Below are 18,587 nucleotides of genomic sequence, written 5' to 3' on the forward strand. Positions count from 1 at the left end.
ATTAACTATCTATCATGAATTGGCATTTACTTCCACTACCAGAAATTGCACAGTTATTAAACTCATCTCCAAAGGGGTTAGACAGCGTTACTGCTTCAGAACTACTCTTGGAATATGGAAAAAATCAGATAGAAGACCAAAAAAAGAAAACAGCTTTTCAGATGTTTTTACAGCAATTTACTGACTTTATGATTATTGTTCTAATTGCTGCAGCCATAATTTCTGGTATTTTAGGAGATTTAATAGATACCATCATTATTCTTGCGATTATCATTATCAATGCCATTATAGGATTCATTCAGGAATTTCGGGCCGAAAAAGCAATGGAAGCATTGCAAAATATGGTCGCAAGTACTGCTCTTGTTTTACGCGAAGAAAATCCAATTGAAAAACCTGCTTCTGATTTAGTTCCGGGCGACGTAATATTACTTGAAGCCGGAAATAGTATTCCTGCCGATATTCGCTTTTTGGAAACCCATAAAATCAAAGTAGATGAATCGACACTAACCGGTGAATCACATAATGTCGAAAAAATCACAGAGGAGCTTCCTTATGGTGACTATAGTTTGGGAGATAGAATAAACATGGGGTTCAAAGGCACTTATGTTACCAATGGACGAGCACTTGCCTATGTCGTTGCAACCGGTATGAACACAGAACTTGGACGTATAGCCAAGATGATACAAAAAGATGAAACAGCAACTCCTTTGCAAAAAAGGCTGATTGCTTTTGGAAAAAGATTATCAATAGTCATACTGACTATCTGCGCGGTAATATTCATAATTGGTTGGTTACGTGGCGAAGCTGTTTTAGTCATGCTGCTTACTTCTATTTCATTAGCCGTTGCCGCCATTCCCGAAGCATTGCCTGCACTGGTAACCATTGCCCTTGCTTTTGGTGCCAAGCGGTTGGCAAAAAACAACGCCCTGATCCGAAAACTACCTGCCGTAGAAACATTAGGCTCAGTCACCTACATCTGCACCGACAAAACCGGTACGCTAACATTGAACAAAATGACTGTTCAGGAAACACATGAAATTCAATACAACCCTTCCGATTCTGCTTTCTTCCCTACGAATACGTTGCTTACTGCAATGGCTTTAAATAATGATGTTTCAAAAGATAAAGACGAAAAATGGCTGGGTGATTCTACCGAAGTGGCCTTGGTACAATATGCCCATAATAAAAATTTCAAAAAAACTGAACTAGAAAAAACACTACCTCGAGTAATGGAGCTGCCCTTTGATTCAACGAGAAAATGCATGACTACATTACACCAAACAGAGCAAGGAATATTGGTCATTACCAAAGGTGCAGTAGATATGTTAATTGGCAAATTAGATAAAAATCAAAAAAAACAGATTCCTGAAATTGAAGCCAAAGTGAATGAAATGGCAGATAAAGGCTACCGGGTTTTGGGATATGCAATGAAGTGGCTACCCTCCATTCCCGAAAAATTCAACACGGATACCATTGAATCCCGATTAACCTTAATAGGATTTGCAGGAATGATTGATCCTCCAAGAGAAGAAGTAAAACAAGCTGTTGCTGAATGTAAAGAGGCTGGAATTATTCCGGTAATGATTACTGGCGACCATAAACTCACTGCAAAAGCCATTGCAAAACAATTAGGAATTTTCAATTCCGAAGATGATTTGATCTTAACCGGTGCTGAACTTTCAGCATTATCTGAAACTCAATTTGAAAGTATTGTAGAAAAAACACGGGTATATGCGCGGGTAAATCCGGAACAAAAATTAAAAATTGTAAAGGCATTACAGGATAAGAATCAATTTGTGGCCATGACAGGAGATGGTGTCAATGATGCACCCGCACTTAAAAATGCAGACATCGGAATCGCAATGGGCATTAACGGCACCGAAGTTACCAAAGAAGCTTCCCATATGATATTGTTGGACGATAATTTTGCTACCATCGTAAAAGCCGTCAAACACGGACGAAGAATATTTGACAACATCCTAAAATTCATCAAATATACTATGACATCAAACTCTGGGGAAATATGGGTAATTTTTTTAGCTCCATTTTTTGGCTTACCCATACCATTACTGGCGATACACATTCTTTGGATAAATTTGGTAACGGATGGATTGCCGGGACTGGCACTTGTCTCGGAACCGTCTGAATCCAATATCATGAGCCGCCCTCCAAGGAGTCCAAAAGAAAATATCTTTGCGGGAGGAATGGCGACTCATATTTTGTGGGTGGGCTTCTTAATGGGGGTCGTTACTCTCGGAATACAAGCATGGTCAATACATTACAACAACAGTCATTGGCAAACAATGGCTTTTACCGTACTGTGTCTAAGTCAAATGGGGCATGTAATGGCTATTCGTTCCGAAAGAGAATCTATTTTTAAAATAGGTGTTTTTTCAAACAAACCTATTTTAGGGGCGTCACTATTGACTGTCGGATTACAAATGATGATTATTTATACTCCTTTTTTTAATACAATTTTCAGAACACAGCCCTTAACGGTTTATGAACTTGTTATAACCATTGCTGTTTCAAGCATCGTATTTTGTGCTGTAGAATTGGAAAAATGGACTAAACGAAAATGGAAATAAAACAGTTTAAAACTTCATTCCCTCTTTTGCACCATTCACAAAATACATTTTCATCATCCCCCTGTTTTTGACTTCTACCTCTCCCCTGTACTCACAATCAAAAGAGTCTTTTATAATTGCAAATGTATTTTCAGAAATATTAATTTTCCCCCGAGCTGAATTCGATTCCATTCTAGAAGCAATGTTTACAGTATCGCCCCAAATGTCATAGGCAAATTTCTTGGTTCCCACTACTCCGGCAACTACAGGCCCAGTATTAATCCCGATGCGAATGTTAAATCGAGTATGATTGAGTGGATTTTCCCTGTTCGAATGCTGAACAAATTCTAAAATTTCTTGAGCTACCAAAATCATTTTATAAGCATGATCTTCTGTAGGGAAAGGCAATCCTCCGGCACACATATAGGAATCTCCCAATGTTTTTATTTTTTCTAAATCATACTTTTCGATAATCGCATCAAATTTTGAAAAGTAATAATCGACACTTTCTACCAATTTTTCTGGAGACAAATTTTCGGCATATTGCGTAAATCCTTCAAAATCGGTAAATAAAACAGTAACGGATTCAAATCTTTTAGCTACTACTTTACCACTTTCTTTTAGTTCAAGAGCCGTTTCTTCCGGAAGAATATTCAATAATAAAGTGTCTGATCTTTTTCTTTCTTCTTCAATGATACTATTCGTTTTCTTGATAAAACGATATCTTCTAAATAAACCAATCGCCAGCAAGAAAACAAGAACTAATGAAACGATAGAAGAAATGGCAATTATTTTTTGGGTCCGCTTTTGTTGAATCATCAAATCGACTTCTGCCTGCTTCTTTGAAACCTCAAAATTGGTTCTCAAATTCCCCATTTTCTCGACTTCTTCAAGATTTCTGACACTGTCTCGATAAGTAATGTATTTTTTATAATAGGTAAATGATTCAGGTATGTTTCCTGCTTGTTGATACAATTCAGAAAGTATCAAACTTGACTTTTGAACTTGGTCTTTCAATCCTTGTTTTTGTGCAATATCCAAACTTCTTTTTGCGTAATCAAGAGCAGATTTCCATTCTTTTCGCTTAAAATAAATATCTGACATATAGAGAAGGTAATCTGATATGCCATAGTAGTCTTCCTGTTTTTCTAGGATTGAAATGGCTTCACTTATATTTTTGATCGCCAATTCATCATTTCCTTGTTTAGCAAAGACCATCCCTTTATTCCCTAAAGTATAGGCAATACCAATGAGATAATTTTCCTTCTTGAATATTGTACCGGCCTCATTAAAATAATTTAAGGCCAAATTGAATTTTAAATTCTTCGAATATTCATCTCCGGCATTTAGCAAAGCAGTAGCCAATGAAAGCCGATTTGTCGTTCTTCTTAAAATTTTAATAGCTTTGTCATAATACAACTCTGCATTCTCTTTACTCCCCATAGTAGAATACACATCGGCAATAAACATATAAGACATTCCTTCTCCTATCACATATTCCGCTTTTGCAGCTGCATCAATACTCTTGAAATAAGAATCTAGAGCAATATTAAAATTCCCAATAATTCTGTTTTTATTCCCTTTTTGGCTATATCCCCTATATAAATATAAATAGTTCTTTTCAGCTTTGGATAAAGCAATGAGTTCCTCAGCATATTTTAATGACAATTCAAGGTTATTACTTTCATTAAAAGACAAATTCCTTAACAATTCCATTTTTTCAGAATTATTAAGTTTTTTTGTTTTGTAAATTTTGACAAGACTATCCGCTACTTTTTGATCTTGAGCAAAAACAACAGATTGCTGAAAAAAAAGTAGAATTAAATAAATTACAATATTAGTGAAATAGCCAAATAACCGTTTTACTATCATGGATTTCCCATTAATTTTGGGTCAATATGAAAACTTTTTTTATGTAAACCATCCTTGTAAACACTACAATTCATGGTATATATATCTTCTTTGTTTATCAATCTTAAATCCTCTTTGACTCTCGCCTCAACAATACTATTTACCCCACCACTTCCCATAATCGTTGTGTCATGAAAAAAATCAACATCATTTTGGTCTTTACCTTTTGAATGATATACAATACTGTCAATAGCAATTGAATACTCTTTATCATTAGATTTACCCACCCATTTTACATTTTTATGAAGATAAACATGAGTCACAAAATCGATCACTTTACTATCATTTGTTTTTCCAAAATTGTTATCCGTTAATTTGCATAAATTATCAACTATACTATGATCAGGTTCTATGGGTTGTATAATTGTATTCAAATATTCGTACAGTTTTTTGGCTTTAACCTCTAAGGTGATTTTAACTTTACCTCCCTTAGACAAACGTATTTTTAAAAATCCTTTTTCTGTCAAATAAAATTTTAGTCTTCTGTCCATTGTAATTTATTATTTCAGGTTTATAAATAATTTATTAACCATAAAAGCTATAATAAATTGAAAAATGGCAGATTCTTTGGGAGAAACAACTTTTAATTTTATTGATTTTTTTATATAAAATTCAAAAACTACAAACTATTATGGATTTGCTATTAGTTTAGGATCTATTAAATATGATTTAGCCACATTATTGTAATGAATACTAAATTCTATTTTATAAATATTTTGTGTTTTAGCCATTTCAATTTGGTCTTTGATAGTCGCTACAACTTTGCTGTTACAGCCTCCTGTTCCCATGATAGTAATGTCATCTTCCAAAAAGCACTTATCATTAGGATCATTCAAATCAAAATCATAAACGATTCTGTCTATTGCCACAGAATAACCATCATCTGTGGTTGAGCCTATCCATTCTACGTTATGTCCAAGATAAACATTTGATAAAAAGCCTTGCACTTTTCCATTTTCAGAAATGCCATCATTATCATCAGATAAAGTACTCACAGTATCAATTTCTTCTTGGGATGGATTTGACATTTGATAGAGACTGCTGGCATCAACAGTCAAAACTATCTGAACATTTTTACTCATAAATTTTAGATTTAAAAGATTAATTAATTCCAATAAAATTTATAGGTTAAAAAGTCGATTTGAGGGAAGCAAAAATTAGATTTTTACTATTTTTAATCAAAGTATAATCAAATTTAATGCTTTTTAAATTAAAAATTAACAAATAACAAGAAAATATAAAACCAAAAGAGCTAAAAAATGCATTTGTAAAAAATAAATAAAAAATAATAATTCAAAAGAAGTATTTTTCTTAAATTTACAACAATAACTAATTGTATTTTAGTTAAGTACAAATATTTCTCATACCAACTTCACTCCTAAAACCAAAGATAATATGAAATTCAACCAAGAACCTATAGACTGGAGAGAAATATTCGAACTGAAAAATATCATTCTTAATTTGGTTGGAGTAGCATTAATTACATTAGCCTTAAAAGGTTTTATGATTCCCAATAAATTTTTGGACGGAGGAGTTATAGGAGCTTCAATACTCATTCACGAAATCTCACATGTACCATTTGGTGTTTTAGTGCTCGTATTGAATATCCCTTTTTTATTTATTGGCAAAACTGTACTAGGTAAAACTTTTGCCATACAAAGTTTAATCACCTTTTTAATGATAGCAGCCAGTATGACATTTATTGACATTCAGCCCGTAACATCCGACCGTTTATTGATTGCATTATTTGGAGGTTGCTTGATTGGTATGGGAATGGGATTTGTCATTCGAAGTGGCGCAGCGGCAGACGGAATAGAAATACTCGCCTTATTTACTACCCGAAAAATTGGTCTTAACGTGTCGGAAGTTATTTTTGGAATCAACTCAACACTATTTCTTTGTGCTGCATGGTCATTTGGCATAAGTACCGCTTTATACTCTATAGTTACTTATTTTTCGGCTATAAAATGTCTTGATTACATTGCTAATGGAATAGAACAATACACTTCTTTACATATTATTTCATCCAAAAGTGAGGCTATAAAATCATTAATTGTGCAACAATTTGGAAAAGGAATTACAGTTATTAAGGGAGAAAGAGGCTATTTACCACATTCTTTTCATGAAAAAACAGATTGCGACATTATAATAACAGTCGTAACCCGACTAGAATTACTGAGGATAAAGGAAGAAGTTAGCCAATTGGATCCGCATGCCTTTATGTACATTCAATACATCAAGGAAGCAAGAGGAGGTATTTTAAGAAACAAGGCCAAGCATTAGGATATGAAAAACTGGGATTTATTGTGTCATACAGTCATTAATTTATTAAAAGAGAACTTAGCGCCATTCTTAACCTATCATGATTGGAAACATACTGAACATGTTATAAGAATGGCCGAATATATTGCGCGCAAAGAAAACATGCCTGAAGAAGACGTTGTATTAATAAAAACGGCAGCCCTATTTCATGATGCTGGATTTATCAACTCTGTTGCTGATGGACATGAAGAAGCAAGCATTCTAATGGCTCAAGATAGATTGCCTCAGTTTGAATACACTAAAAATGAAATTAAGGCCATTGCAGGTATGATTCAGGCGACCACTATTCCTCAAGAACCTAAAACAAAATTAGAATCCATACTCGCTGATGCCGACTTGGAATATCTCGGTACTGATAATTTTGAACGAATAGGAACCAATCTATATTTTGAAATAAAACATACAAACCCAAATCTCAGCATAAGCGAATGGAATGATATACAAATTAAGTTCCTCCAAAGTCACCAATACCACACTCCGTATTGCATTCAATATAGAAACCCCACCAAACAAAAAAACCTTGAATTACTTATTGAGCAGAAAAATGAAAGTTAGTTTGCTAAGATGAATCAAACTCTATTCTCTTTATTTTTTAATGCAACTAAGTAGATTTGATAAAATCCATTACATTTACTTTTCACAACCAAAATGCGTATCAGATTATGCATTCTGACATTATTTTCTAAAACATATTAAATTTCAAAAAATTATGGAAGAACTAAAAAAACTAATGACTGAGTTAGAAAACAAAATACATAATCAAGAATTACTCAATCCATTGGTTTCTAAATCTTCTGTAGGTTGGCATATTGAACATACTTTACTTACTATGAACTTAGTCCTCGAATCTATTCATAAATCGAATCCTGAGAATTACAAAAGAACTTTCAACCTTAATCGTTTTCTAGTATTTACACTAAATAAAATTCCAAGAGGAAAAGTCAAAGCGCCCCGAATGGTTAGACCTGAAGAGAATTTTACAACCGATTCATTAAAAAGTCATCTTGAAAAAGTAAAAATGAACCTCGAAAAATTAAGCACTCTTTCTGCTAACAATTATTTTGAACATCCTTTTATGGGACAATTGAATTTGAAGCCAACAATTCGTTTTATTAAAATCCATACTAATCACCATATTAATATTATAAAAGAGATTATTGAAAGTAAAAGTTAAAATAAAAAATACTAAAACAAATAATTTTTCTCTTCAAATTACTAATCGTATTTGAATGTTTTAATATTAAACTATTACTTTAAAATGCAATATTCATTTTATTCATTTTATTCATTTTATTCATTTTATTCATTTTAAAACAAATAGAAACTAAAATAATCTATAATTTTTTATTAAAACAAACAATCTTTCCTTACTAATAATTAACTAGAAATTCCTAACAGTCTTCCAAATCTGTTAGGATAAAAAACCTCGTTACTTACCCAGCTATTAAATTCCGATGCAATAATTAACACCGATACAAGATCATTTTTTTTGTTATTTCCCTGCATCTTACTTCATAAACAAAATTCTAATTAGCTAAAAATCATGTATTTATACTTTTGTGTGATTTATTTTCATTATTTTTGTTAAAACATTTATTAAAATAACCATTTCTACCCAAACGAAATGAATCAAAAAGATTGATTTTTTAAGGACTCCCCTTCCTCTTATATAATATGCACTTTGATAAATCATAAACACGATTATCAATTTACATGATGATTTTAAGAATATAACCAAACAACAATCTTAACTTATTGGAATTGCAGGGTCCACAATAATGTTATTACAGATATGGTCCCAAGAAAGCGGACGTTCCTTTATCTATTTTCAGTTTTAATCTAAAACAACTTTCTGTCCTATTTAAAAATATTTTTGATTTTATAAAAAAGCAATTAAAGTTTAACCAATTAAATAAAAAAAGATGAAAACAATTTTGACAATGTTTGTGGCAATGCTAGCCTTAAGTTTCACTTCCTGCAAAAAAGAAAGTGATAAGGAAGTAACTCCAGCCGAAAGCTCCCCAGAAAAAGTAGCAGTAAAAGAAGAACCTGTTTTTGAACCCTTTAAAGTTATGGTTATAACCCATACCGTAAAAGATTTTGATACTTGGAAAAAAGCATTTGACGAACACGAAAGTGTCAGAACCGCAAGTGGATTAACATTAAGAGCCTTGGGGAGAGATATGGATAACCCTAATAAAGTTTATGTCTTTTTGAATCTGGAAGATTTGCAAAAAGCCAAAGATTTTGCTGCCAATCCTGAATTAAAAGAACGAATGAAAAAAGGAGGTGTAACCAGTGCACCGGAATTCAGATATGCAGATGTAGTACGTTTCGAAGAATCTCCTGCTACACTGAAGGGAAGATTGCGGGTTGGACATAAAGTAAAAGATTTTGATGCATGGCTCAAAGTATATGATGCCGAAGGCAAAGAAACCAGAATGGCGAATGGATTAGTAGACAGAGCCATCTCCAGAAGCATTGATGATCCCAACATGGTTTATGTAACTTTTGCCATAAGTGATTTAGAGAAAGCTAAAGCGAGGCTAAAAGACCCCGCTTTACAAAAAATTATGACAGATGCCGGTGTGATAGGCAAACCCGAAGTGACTTTCTATAATGCGGTAGAATAAAAAAAACACATTCAAGAAAGCCAAACAAACTTATTTTATATCATTTAAGTTTGTTTGGCTTTTTTGCGTAAGAGATTGAAGCTATATCCCACGCTTTTGGGCGTGGATAAATCCTAAAACCCAACTCCATAGTTGAAAATTATGGAGAGACGACTGCAATTTTCAACTGTAAAGTTACGCCGAAATCAATATCGTAATTGCAGATTATCGTTTATTAATCACGCTTTATAGAATGTAAAGTATTTCAACGTTTATAGGCTTTGCCACGCAAAATAAAAACTATAAATTAGCACTTTAATAATTATATAAAAAAAACAATGAAAAATACTGCTTTAACGCACATACATGAGGGTTTGGGAGCGAAAATGCTACCGTTTGCTGGATACAATATGCCTATTCTTTATGAAGGGGTAAATGCTGAACACGAAACGGTTCGAAATGCAGTAGGTGTTTTTGATGTGTCGCACATGGGAGAGTTTATACTCTCGGGTCCAAATGCTTTGGCTTTGATCCAAAAAGTAACTTCAAATGATGCGTCGACTTTGACAATTGGAAGAGCCCAATATTCTTGTTTGCCTAATAATGACGGTGGAATTGTAGATGATTTAATTATCTATAAAATGAAAGAAGAACAATATTTATTGGTAGTAAATGCTTCCAATATTGAAAAAGATTGGGATTGGATTTCAGCTCACAATGATTTGGGAGTAGAAATGAAAAATCTATCAGATGATTATTCTTTGTTGGCTATTCAAGGACCAAAAGCAGTTGAGGCGATGCAATCTTTATCGTCTATAGATTTATCAGCCATTGCTTATTATCATTTTGAAGTAGCTGATTTTGCAGGTTTCCCTAATGTTATCATATCAGCAACTGGTTATACAGGTTCTGGTGGATTTGAAATCTATTGCAAGAACGACCAAGTTGAAACAATTTGGAACAAAGTTTTTGAGGCTGGAGCTGCTTATGATATTAAACCTATTGGTTTGGCAGCAAGAGATACTTTGCGATTGGAAATGGGATTCTGTTTATACGGTAACGATATCAACGATACAACATCACCTCTAGAAGCTGGTTTAGGATGGATTACCAAATTCAACAAAGAATTCACTAATTCTGATAATTTAAAAAAACAAAAAGAAGAAGGTGTAACCAAAAAATTAGTAGCTTTCGAAATGCAAGAGCGTGCAGTACCAAGACATGACTATGAAATAGTTGATGGTTCTGGAGCTGTAATTGGAATTGTAACATCTGGAACTATGTCTCCTTCTATGAACAAAGGAATTGGTTTGGGTTATGTTACAACAGCCAATAGTACAGTTGATAGTGATATTTATATCCGAATCAGAAAAAATGATGTTCCTGCCAAAGTGGTAAAACTCCCTTTCTATAAAAAATAAATATTTCTATGAAAAAAATCACATTTGTGTTTCTGTTTTCTACATTCTCTCTATTTGCGCAAAATAGTGATACAAGTTGTGACATTTTATTCAAAATAAATAAATTACTCCAAAAAGAGCACTTTAGTCCAAAGCCGGTAAACGACAGTTTATCGGCTTATCTTTTTGATGAACTATTTGATGAATTAGATCCCTCCAGAAACATTTTTTTAAAATCACAGGTTGATACACTGTCCAAGAAATACAAACTCAATCTGGATAATCTCATCTTGAAGAAAGATTGCTTTTTTATAACGGATATAAAAAATGAGTATAAAAAATCACTGCTGAGAAATAAATCCATTTTAGAAAAACTCAACCGAGAAACTATTGATTTCAATATAAAAGATACGATTCGATTCAAACAAAGAGACTTTAATTTTTATTTGAAAGAGAACGACGTTGAAAAAGCCTTAAATAAAAAAATCAGGTTTGAAGTATTCAATGATATCTCTGAAAAAAGCAAAAACTTAGATTCGTTGAAACTCAATTTTAATTCGATGAGTCATACATCCAAAAAGAGTATTATCGAAAATGAACTTTGCAAAATCAATGCTTTACTTTCCGATAGCAAATCATTTGAAGACAATCTTTTTAATATTTTTTGTGGTTATTTTGACCCTCATACCAATTATTTCAGTAACGACACTAAATCAAGTTTTGTATCTACTTTATCCAAAGAAAGACTTTCATTAGGATTGGACGTCAGTCTAAATGATAAAAATGAAATTATTGTAGACGAAATAGACCCTAATGGACCAGCATTTAGAACTGGAAAAATCAAAAAAGGAGATCAAATTATTGCAGTTTCCAATCAAAAAGAAACACTTGAAGTTTCCTGTTCCTCTCTGGAATCCATAGCTACTCTAATGTCATCAGAATTGAATACCAATATAACATTAACCATCAAACGAAATTCTGGAAAGAGTTTCAAGGTAAATATTGAAAAACAAGTTCTAAAAGACGAAGAAAATACAGTATATAGCTTCATAATTGATAAAGACTCCAAAATAGGTTATATAAAAATACCTAGTTTCTACTCAAATTTTGAAGGAGGAAACAGTAAAGGCTGCGCCCAAGATGTTGCCAAAGAAACCATTAAATTAATGAAAGACAATATCAAAGGATTGGTTCTTGATTTGACGGACAATGGAGGTGGATCTATGGAAGAAGCTGTAAAATTAGCCGGCTTATTTATTGACTACGGACCAATATCTATAGTCGTTGACAATAAAAAAGAACTATCTGTGATAAATGACCCGTATAGAGGTGTTATTTACAAAGGTCCAATTGTTATTATCATTAATGGAAATTCAGCCTCAGCAAGCGAGTTTTTTGCCTCAATCATGCAAGATTACAACCGAGCACTTTTGATAGGAAGCACTTCCCTAGGAAAAGCAACCATGCAAACTATTGTTCCTTTGGAAAAAAATGACGATCAACATTTTGTAAAACTGACCATCAGTAAATTTTACAGAATCACCGGAAAAAGTCATCAAGCCGTTGGAGTTATACCAGATGTGCAAATTCCAACAATCTATCAAGATGTTTTTCAAAAAGAAAGCGGATTTCCAACAGCTTTAAAAAATGAAAGCTTAAATTCAAGAATTCGCTTTACACCCTATGTAAGCAACGAATTAATTGAATCTCTTGCCCAAAAAAGCAGAATTAGAGTAGCTCAAGACCCTTATTTCAATTCCATTATTGCTCTAAATTCGAAGATTGATGCCGTAATAAAGAAATCCAAATTTGAAATTCCAATGACATTGGAAGCAGTTTTTGAAAACCAAAATAACATTAACAATTTATCCGAAGAAATCAATAATTTCAAAGCAGATGATTTGAATTTAAATGTATCCAATTCAGAATACAACAAATCATTACTTGAAATTTATCCTTCACTTATCGAGTACAACAAAATGCAACTTGATAATTTAAAATCCAATCACTATCTTAACGAGGCAATAGCCATTATAGCTGATTACAAAACATTAAAACAAAATAAACCGAATTAATTACACACTATTTTGCAAAAGATTTTCCATAGGCTTTTGGATAAATAAGGAATAGCTGTATTTTTGCAATTCAAAATAACAATAAGAAATGGGAAGAGCATTTGAGTTCCGAAAAGGTAGAAAAATGAAACGTTGGTCTGCAATGGCCAAAGCCTTTACCAGAATTGGTAAAGATATTGTAATGGCGGTAAAAGAAGGTGGTCCAAATCCTGAAGCCAATTCAAGACTAAGAGCCGTAATTCAAAATGCCAAGGCAGCCAACATGCCTAAAGAAAATGTCGAACGCGCTATCAAAAAAGCTACCGATAAAGACACTGCCAACTATAAAGAAGTATTATTTGAAGGTTATGCTCCTCACGGAATTGCACTTTTAATTGAAACTGCTACGGATAACAACAATAGGACTGTTGCTAACGTTAGAAGTTATTTCAACAAATGCAATGGAACTATGGGAACTCAAGGTTCTGTAGAATTCATGTTTGACCATACTTGTAATTTTAGAATCCCAAAAGAAGGTATTGATCCAGAAGAATTAGAACTTGAACTAATTGATTTTGGAGCTGAAGAAGTTTTCGAAGACGAAGACGGAATTTTAATTTACGCTCCTTTTGGAAGTTTTGGAACTATCCAAAAAGAATTAGAAAGCAGAAAATTAGAAATATTGTCCTCTGGTTTTGAAAGAATTCCACAGATTACTAAAAAATTAACAGAAGCCGAAATGGCCGATGTTGAGAAATTAATTGAAAAAATGGAAGAAGACGATGACGTTATGAACGTTTATCATACTATGGAAGAATAATAAATTCATCTAATAAAAAACTTATAAAACTCTAGAATCTCTCTAGAGTTTTTTTTTACCATAAAGTAATCACCTAATTAATCAAAGAAAAGGCAGATTACATTCGACAAGTTTCAAAAAAAGGTTGATGCAATAACTACATCAACCTTTTTTAATTATGTCTACTCTAAATTATTTTGATCCGAATCAAATCAATTAGACGATATTATTTTATCATTTGGGCTTTGTCCTGTATTCCTAATTTTCAACGAATAAGTTCCTTCTGGAATCGAACTAATATCAATTACACTTGCATTAGCTGCAAATACCTTTGCTCCTTTAGGCGAGTATATTTCAAAAGACTTGATTCCTCCTTCTGTTAAAGGAACAGTTAATACAGTCTTTGCCTCTTCCATTTTGTGCAAATTTGAGCTTATTTTTTTATCAGCTAAACTTTGTGTTTTATTAGCGATTTCCAACAAATAAGTTCCATCTAGAATTGAACTGATGTCAATTACATTAGTATTGCTCGCAAATACTTTTACACCTTTTATTGAATAAATTTCAGAAGACCTGATTTTACTTTCTGTTACCGGGACAGCCAATACTGTTTTTGTTTCTCCTACTACGGAGGTTATACTAGTTGTTGCAACATTTTTTGTTATCAAAGAAGAATTGCCTTTGTATAACGTAACAATTTGTTCGTCTGACAAGGCAACATCATATATTTTTAAATCATCAATATCAGCATTAATACTTACAGATGGACCCTTTTTACCAATTGAAAAAACAATACCTGAAGTCAATTTTCTAGGACTTATGGAGGACTTAATCAATTCACCATTTCTATAAATCTTTGAAGTAAACCCATCATAAGTTACTATGTAATTGTACCAAATATTTGAAGAAACTGCGGTGGACACAATAACATCGTTTTCATCTCCACATCCAGCGAGATTTAAATCCGATTTAGAATCCGTTGCAATTTGTTGTAATAAACCAAAATAACGTGCATTATATAAGGAACCATAGCCCCAAATATAATTTGCTTTTGTTACGTCATTATATTTTACCCAAATGGAAACTGTTCTTGAGGAATTGGCTGGCGGTAAATTAAGCACCATTGCTTCGATATAACTATTTGAAAGACGTATTGCACTATTGGGAACACCAGCTCTATCATTTACAAACATGGCTTTACCCGAAAATGAAATTTCATTTTTTGTATTGCTAAGGGTACCATTAAAATCAAACTCTTGGATTGCTGTTTGGGCGTTGATTGAGAAAGTAAATACAAACACTACTGTAAGAAGTGTCATTTTTTTCATAAGTTGTAGGTTTAGAATTTGCGGAATAAATAATTGCGATTATCATTTATTAATCTCAAATCTAAGGATTGATCTAGCAAGAGCCTAAATATCCCGATAAAATGTTAAAAAAATCGTTTAAAATCCACAAAACAAACAAAAAGACTTATAATTATTACATTTTTTTATCAAATTTAAAAGGAATATATAAATTATTTAAACATAAAAAATAACATTATTGCAACTATTGATTAAATAAAATTTTAGCGCTAAAGATGTTCTTCCTTGTCCATTCTTTTGAAAAATAAATCTTTAGTCCGGATTTTGGTATAAATAAATTTCTCTAAAAAAAACGTCTTTTAAATAGATCACTAATAGCCACAAAAAAACTCCAGCTATTTCTAAACTGGAGTTTTTATATTGAATAAAAGTTGATTCTTATTTTATAAATTCAACTTTCTGTACTTCTTCTTCATTAATACTGTCAAAAAATCCTTGGTCATTCATCCATTCATCACTAAACACTTTACTCATATAACGAGAACCATGATCAGGAAAAATAGCAACAACATTACTATTTTCGTCAAACTCTCCTTCTTCAGCATATTGCTTTATTGCCTGCATTACTGCACCTGAAGTATAACCAACAAATAAACCCTCTTTTCTGGTGATCTCTCTTGCAGAGTGAGCACTTTCCTCGTCGGATACTTTGATAAATTTATCTATAATATCAAAATCTGTAGCAGATGGGATCAAATTTTTCCCTAAACCTTCTATTCTATAAGGGTAGATTTCATCATTATCAAATTCTTTAGTTTCGTGGTATTTTTTTAAAACAGAACCAAAAGCATCAACACCAAGTATCTTAACATTAGGATTTTGCTCTTTCAAGTACTTAGCCGTCCCAGAAATTGTTCCTCCAGTTCCGCTACAAGCTACAAGATGTGTAATGTGACCATTTGTTTGTTTCCAAATTTCTGGTCCAGTCGACTTATAATGTGCATCAATATTTAATTGATTAAAATATTGATTGATATAAACAGATCCTTTAGTTTCTTCATGCAAGCGCTTGGCTACATTATAATAAGATCGATCGTCGTCTGCAGAAACGTGTGCTGGGCAAACATATACTTTCGCCCCCAAGCTCCTTAACATATCAATCTTATCTTTTGAAGATTTTGAACTTACCGCCAGTATACAATTGTATCCTTTTATAATACTAACCATTGCCAAACTAAAACCGGTATTTCCAGAGGTAGTTTCGATTATGGTATCTCCAGGTGATAAAATTCCTTGCTTTTCTGCTTCTTCGATAATATATAAAGCAATTCTATCTTTCGAAGAATGACCCGGATTAAAGGACTCAACCTTAGCGTAGAAATTACCCTTTAAATTCTCGGTTATACTATTTAGCCTAATAAGTGGAGTATTACCTATTAACTCTAAAACATTATTATAAGCATTTATTTCTTCTTTCATAAAAAAATAGTTTATCTAAGAGCATTTTTTTAATTTACCCCGATATGATGCAAATCTAACAAAAAAAATCTAATTAGTTTTCAATTTTCTCTAAATCTAATAAAAAACTATACTCTTTTGCTAATTCCTTAATGGCTTCAAAGCGACCAGATGCTCCTCCATGCCCTGCATCCATATTTGTATCCAAAAACAGGAGATTATTATCTGTTTTCAAAGCACGTAATTTAGCCACCCATTTAGCTGGTTCCCAATACTGTACCTGAGAATCATGTAATCCTGTTGACACATACATATTTGGATATTTTTGTGGCAATACATTATCGTATGGGGAATAGGAAAGCATATAGTCATAATATTTTCGAACATTCGGATTCCCCCATTCATCATATTCTCCCGTTGTAAGTGGAATACTATCGTCAAGCATCGTAGTTATAACGTCCACAAAAGCTACTTGTGCGATAACCCCATTGTATAATTCAGGAGCTTCATTGACAACAACTCCCATCAACAAACCACCGGCCGAACCTCCTTCGGCATACAAATGTTGTGGTGAAGTGTATTTTTCGGCTATTAAAAATTTTGAACAATCTATAAAATCAGTAAATGTATTTTTCTTTTTCAATAATTTTCCATCTTCATACCATTGTCTTCCCAAATCTTCGCCGCCTCGTATGTGCGCAATGGCAAAAATAAAGCCTCTGTCCAGTAAAGTCAGCCTTGTCGACGAAAATGTAGCATCCATAGAATGGCCGTAAGAACCATAAGCATATTGAAGCAATGGATTTGTGCCATCTTTCTTTAAACCCTTTCTATAAACCATCGAAATAGGTATTTTTACACCATCTGTTGCTGTTGCCCAAACACGTTCCTCAGCATAATTATTTTTATCAAATTTTCCACCAAGTACTTCTTGCTCTTTTTTGATTTCTTTGACTTTAGTCTTCATATTGAAATCAATAATCGAAGAAGGGGTTGTCATCGACTGATATCCATAACGCAATATATCGGTATCAAAATCAACATTAGAACTCGTATAAGCGGTATAGGTTTCACTTTCAAAAGGAAGATAATACTCCCCTTCTCCACTCCAAGGCATAATTCGGATTTTATTCAAGCCGTTTTCACGTTCCTCAACTACCAAAAAGTCTTTGAATATCTCAATATCTTCCAGCAAAACATCTTTTCTGTGTGCAATGACTTCAACCCAATTAGCTTTTGAAGTCTTGCCAACTGGAGTTTTCATCAATTTAAAATTCTCTGCCTGATCTTTATTTGTCAAAATATAAAAACTATCCCCAAAATGACTGATACTGTATTCCATTCCTCTAACCCTTTTTTGGAAAATCTTAAATTCGCCGTCAGGATTATCAGCATCCAGAATTTGATATTCTGTGGTCAAAGTACTATCAGATTCAATCGCCAAATACTTTTGTGACTTAGACTTTGCTATTTCTACATTAAAAGTTTCATCTTCTTCAAAATAAACCAATACATCGTCAGCTTGTTTTGCACCTAATTTATGTTTGAAAATTTTATGCGAACGCAAAGTAACATCATCTTGATCCGAGTAAAATATGGTTTTGTTATCATTCGCCCAAACGGCGCTTCCAGTAACATTTTCTATTTTATCTTCAAGAATTTCATTGGTTTCCAGATTTTTTATCTGAATGGTATAAATTCTTCTCCCAACGATATCATAACTAAAAAGCGCCAATTTATTATCCGGGCTAATACTCAATGCTCCCAACTGAAAATAAGGCTTGTCCTTTGCCATTTCATTGCAATTGAAGAGTATTTCTTCCTTTGCCGAAAGACTTTCCTTTTTTCGGGAATAAATCGGGTAATCCTGCCCTTTTTCATATCGGGTAATATAATAATACCCATTGTACAAATAAGGAACCGATTGGTCATCTTCCTTAATCCGACTTTTCATTTCTTCGAAAAGGGCTGCCTGAAAATCTTTGGTATGCGCCGTTTTTTCTTGATAATAGGCATTTTCTTGATTCAAATAATCAATAACCTCGGGGTTTTCCCTATCTTTTAACCAAAAATAATTATCGATTCTGACTTCGCCAAATTTCTTTAATTTCTTAGGAATTATTTTGGCTATGGGAGGTAAACTATTTTCTGGCATTG

General features: G+C 32.9%; 14 protein-coding genes. 8 read left to right on the forward strand and 6 right to left on the reverse strand.

Annotated elements, in window-relative coordinates:
• The first annotated feature begins 14 nt into the window (after positions 1–14).
• Complete coding sequence (locus tag C8C85_RS00475) at positions 15–2,588, forward strand: cation-translocating P-type ATPase (protein WP_116795312.1); 2,574 nt, start codon at positions 15–17, stop codon at positions 2,586–2,588.
• Between the two features lie 6 nt (positions 2,589–2,594).
• Here C8C85_RS00475 and C8C85_RS00480 read toward each other — a convergent pair whose 3' ends face one another.
• The 3 genes from C8C85_RS00480 to C8C85_RS00490 form a co-directional block, all read right to left on the reverse strand.
• Complete coding sequence (locus C8C85_RS00480) at positions 2,595–4,439, reverse strand: adenylate/guanylate cyclase domain-containing protein (protein WP_116795313.1); 1,845 nt, start codon at positions 4,437–4,439, stop codon at positions 2,595–2,597.
• On the reverse strand, positions 4,436–4,969 hold the full coding sequence (locus C8C85_RS00485) for a hypothetical protein (protein ID WP_116795314.1): 534 nt from the start codon (positions 4,967–4,969) through the stop codon (positions 4,436–4,438). The genes C8C85_RS00480 and C8C85_RS00485 overlap by 4 nt, the downstream gene beginning before the upstream one ends.
• A 138-nt stretch (positions 4,970–5,107) precedes the next feature.
• A complete protein-coding gene (locus C8C85_RS00490; protein WP_116795315.1) occupies positions 5,108–5,560 on the reverse strand; it encodes a hypothetical protein in 453 nt (150 codons plus the stop codon).
• A gap of 313 nt (positions 5,561–5,873) precedes the next feature.
• Between C8C85_RS00490 and C8C85_RS00495 the strand changes: the two genes are divergently transcribed.
• The 7 genes from C8C85_RS00495 to C8C85_RS00525 all read left to right on the forward strand — a co-directional run bounded on the left by C8C85_RS00495 (position 5,874) and on the right by C8C85_RS00525 (position 13,686).
• Positions 5,874–6,761, forward strand: a complete 888-nt coding sequence (locus tag C8C85_RS00495; protein WP_116795316.1) for a YitT family protein — start codon at positions 5,874–5,876, stop codon at positions 6,759–6,761.
• A 3-nt stretch (positions 6,762–6,764) separates the two neighbouring features.
• Positions 6,765–7,355, forward strand: a complete 591-nt coding sequence (locus C8C85_RS00500; protein ID WP_116795317.1) for an HD domain-containing protein — start codon at positions 6,765–6,767, stop codon at positions 7,353–7,355.
• 154 nt (positions 7,356–7,509) lie between these two features.
• Positions 7,510–7,974 carry a DUF1569 domain-containing protein gene (locus tag C8C85_RS00505; protein WP_116795318.1) on the forward strand — a complete coding sequence of 155 codons (465 nt, stop codon included), beginning with the start codon at positions 7,510–7,512 and terminating at the stop codon, positions 7,972–7,974.
• Positions 7,975–8,722: 748 nt separating this feature from the next.
• A complete protein-coding gene (locus tag C8C85_RS00510; protein WP_116795319.1) occupies positions 8,723–9,433 on the forward strand; it encodes a hypothetical protein in 711 nt (236 codons plus the stop codon).
• A 317-nt stretch (positions 9,434–9,750) separates the two neighbouring features.
• Positions 9,751–10,833 carry a glycine cleavage system aminomethyltransferase GcvT gene (gcvT, locus tag C8C85_RS00515; protein WP_116795320.1) on the forward strand — a complete coding sequence of 361 codons (1,083 nt, stop codon included), beginning with the start codon at positions 9,751–9,753 and terminating at the stop codon, positions 10,831–10,833.
• A gap of 8 nt (positions 10,834–10,841) precedes the next feature.
• Positions 10,842–12,887, forward strand: coding sequence for a S41 family peptidase (locus C8C85_RS00520; RefSeq protein WP_116795321.1), 2,046 nt, complete (start codon positions 10,842–10,844; stop codon positions 12,885–12,887).
• A gap of 88 nt (positions 12,888–12,975) precedes the next feature.
• Positions 12,976–13,686: a YebC/PmpR family DNA-binding transcriptional regulator gene (locus tag C8C85_RS00525; RefSeq protein ID WP_111410375.1), complete on the forward strand. Its 711-nt coding sequence runs from the start codon at positions 12,976–12,978 to the stop codon at positions 13,684–13,686.
• Positions 13,687–13,877: 191 nt separating this feature from the next.
• Here C8C85_RS00525 and C8C85_RS00530 read toward each other — a convergent pair whose 3' ends face one another.
• The 3 genes from C8C85_RS00530 to C8C85_RS00540 all read right to left on the reverse strand — a co-directional run bounded on the left by C8C85_RS00530 (position 13,878) and on the right by C8C85_RS00540 (position 18,585).
• Positions 13,878–14,993, reverse strand: coding sequence for a LamG domain-containing protein (locus tag C8C85_RS00530; RefSeq protein WP_116795322.1), 1,116 nt, complete (start codon positions 14,991–14,993; stop codon positions 13,878–13,880).
• Between the two features lie 417 nt (positions 14,994–15,410).
• Positions 15,411–16,451 carry a PLP-dependent cysteine synthase family protein gene (locus C8C85_RS00535; protein WP_116795323.1) on the reverse strand — a complete coding sequence of 347 codons (1,041 nt, stop codon included), beginning with the start codon at positions 16,449–16,451 and terminating at the stop codon, positions 15,411–15,413.
• 73 nt (positions 16,452–16,524) lie between these two features.
• Complete coding sequence (locus C8C85_RS00540; RefSeq protein WP_116795324.1) at positions 16,525–18,585, reverse strand: S9 family peptidase; 2,061 nt, start codon at positions 18,583–18,585, stop codon at positions 16,525–16,527.
• Positions 18,586–18,587: the final 2 nt, after the last annotated feature.

Origin of the sequence: Flavobacterium sp. 103 (genome assembly GCF_003096795.1) — a bacterium.
Taxonomy (GTDB): domain Bacteria; phylum Bacteroidota; class Bacteroidia; order Flavobacteriales; family Flavobacteriaceae; genus Flavobacterium.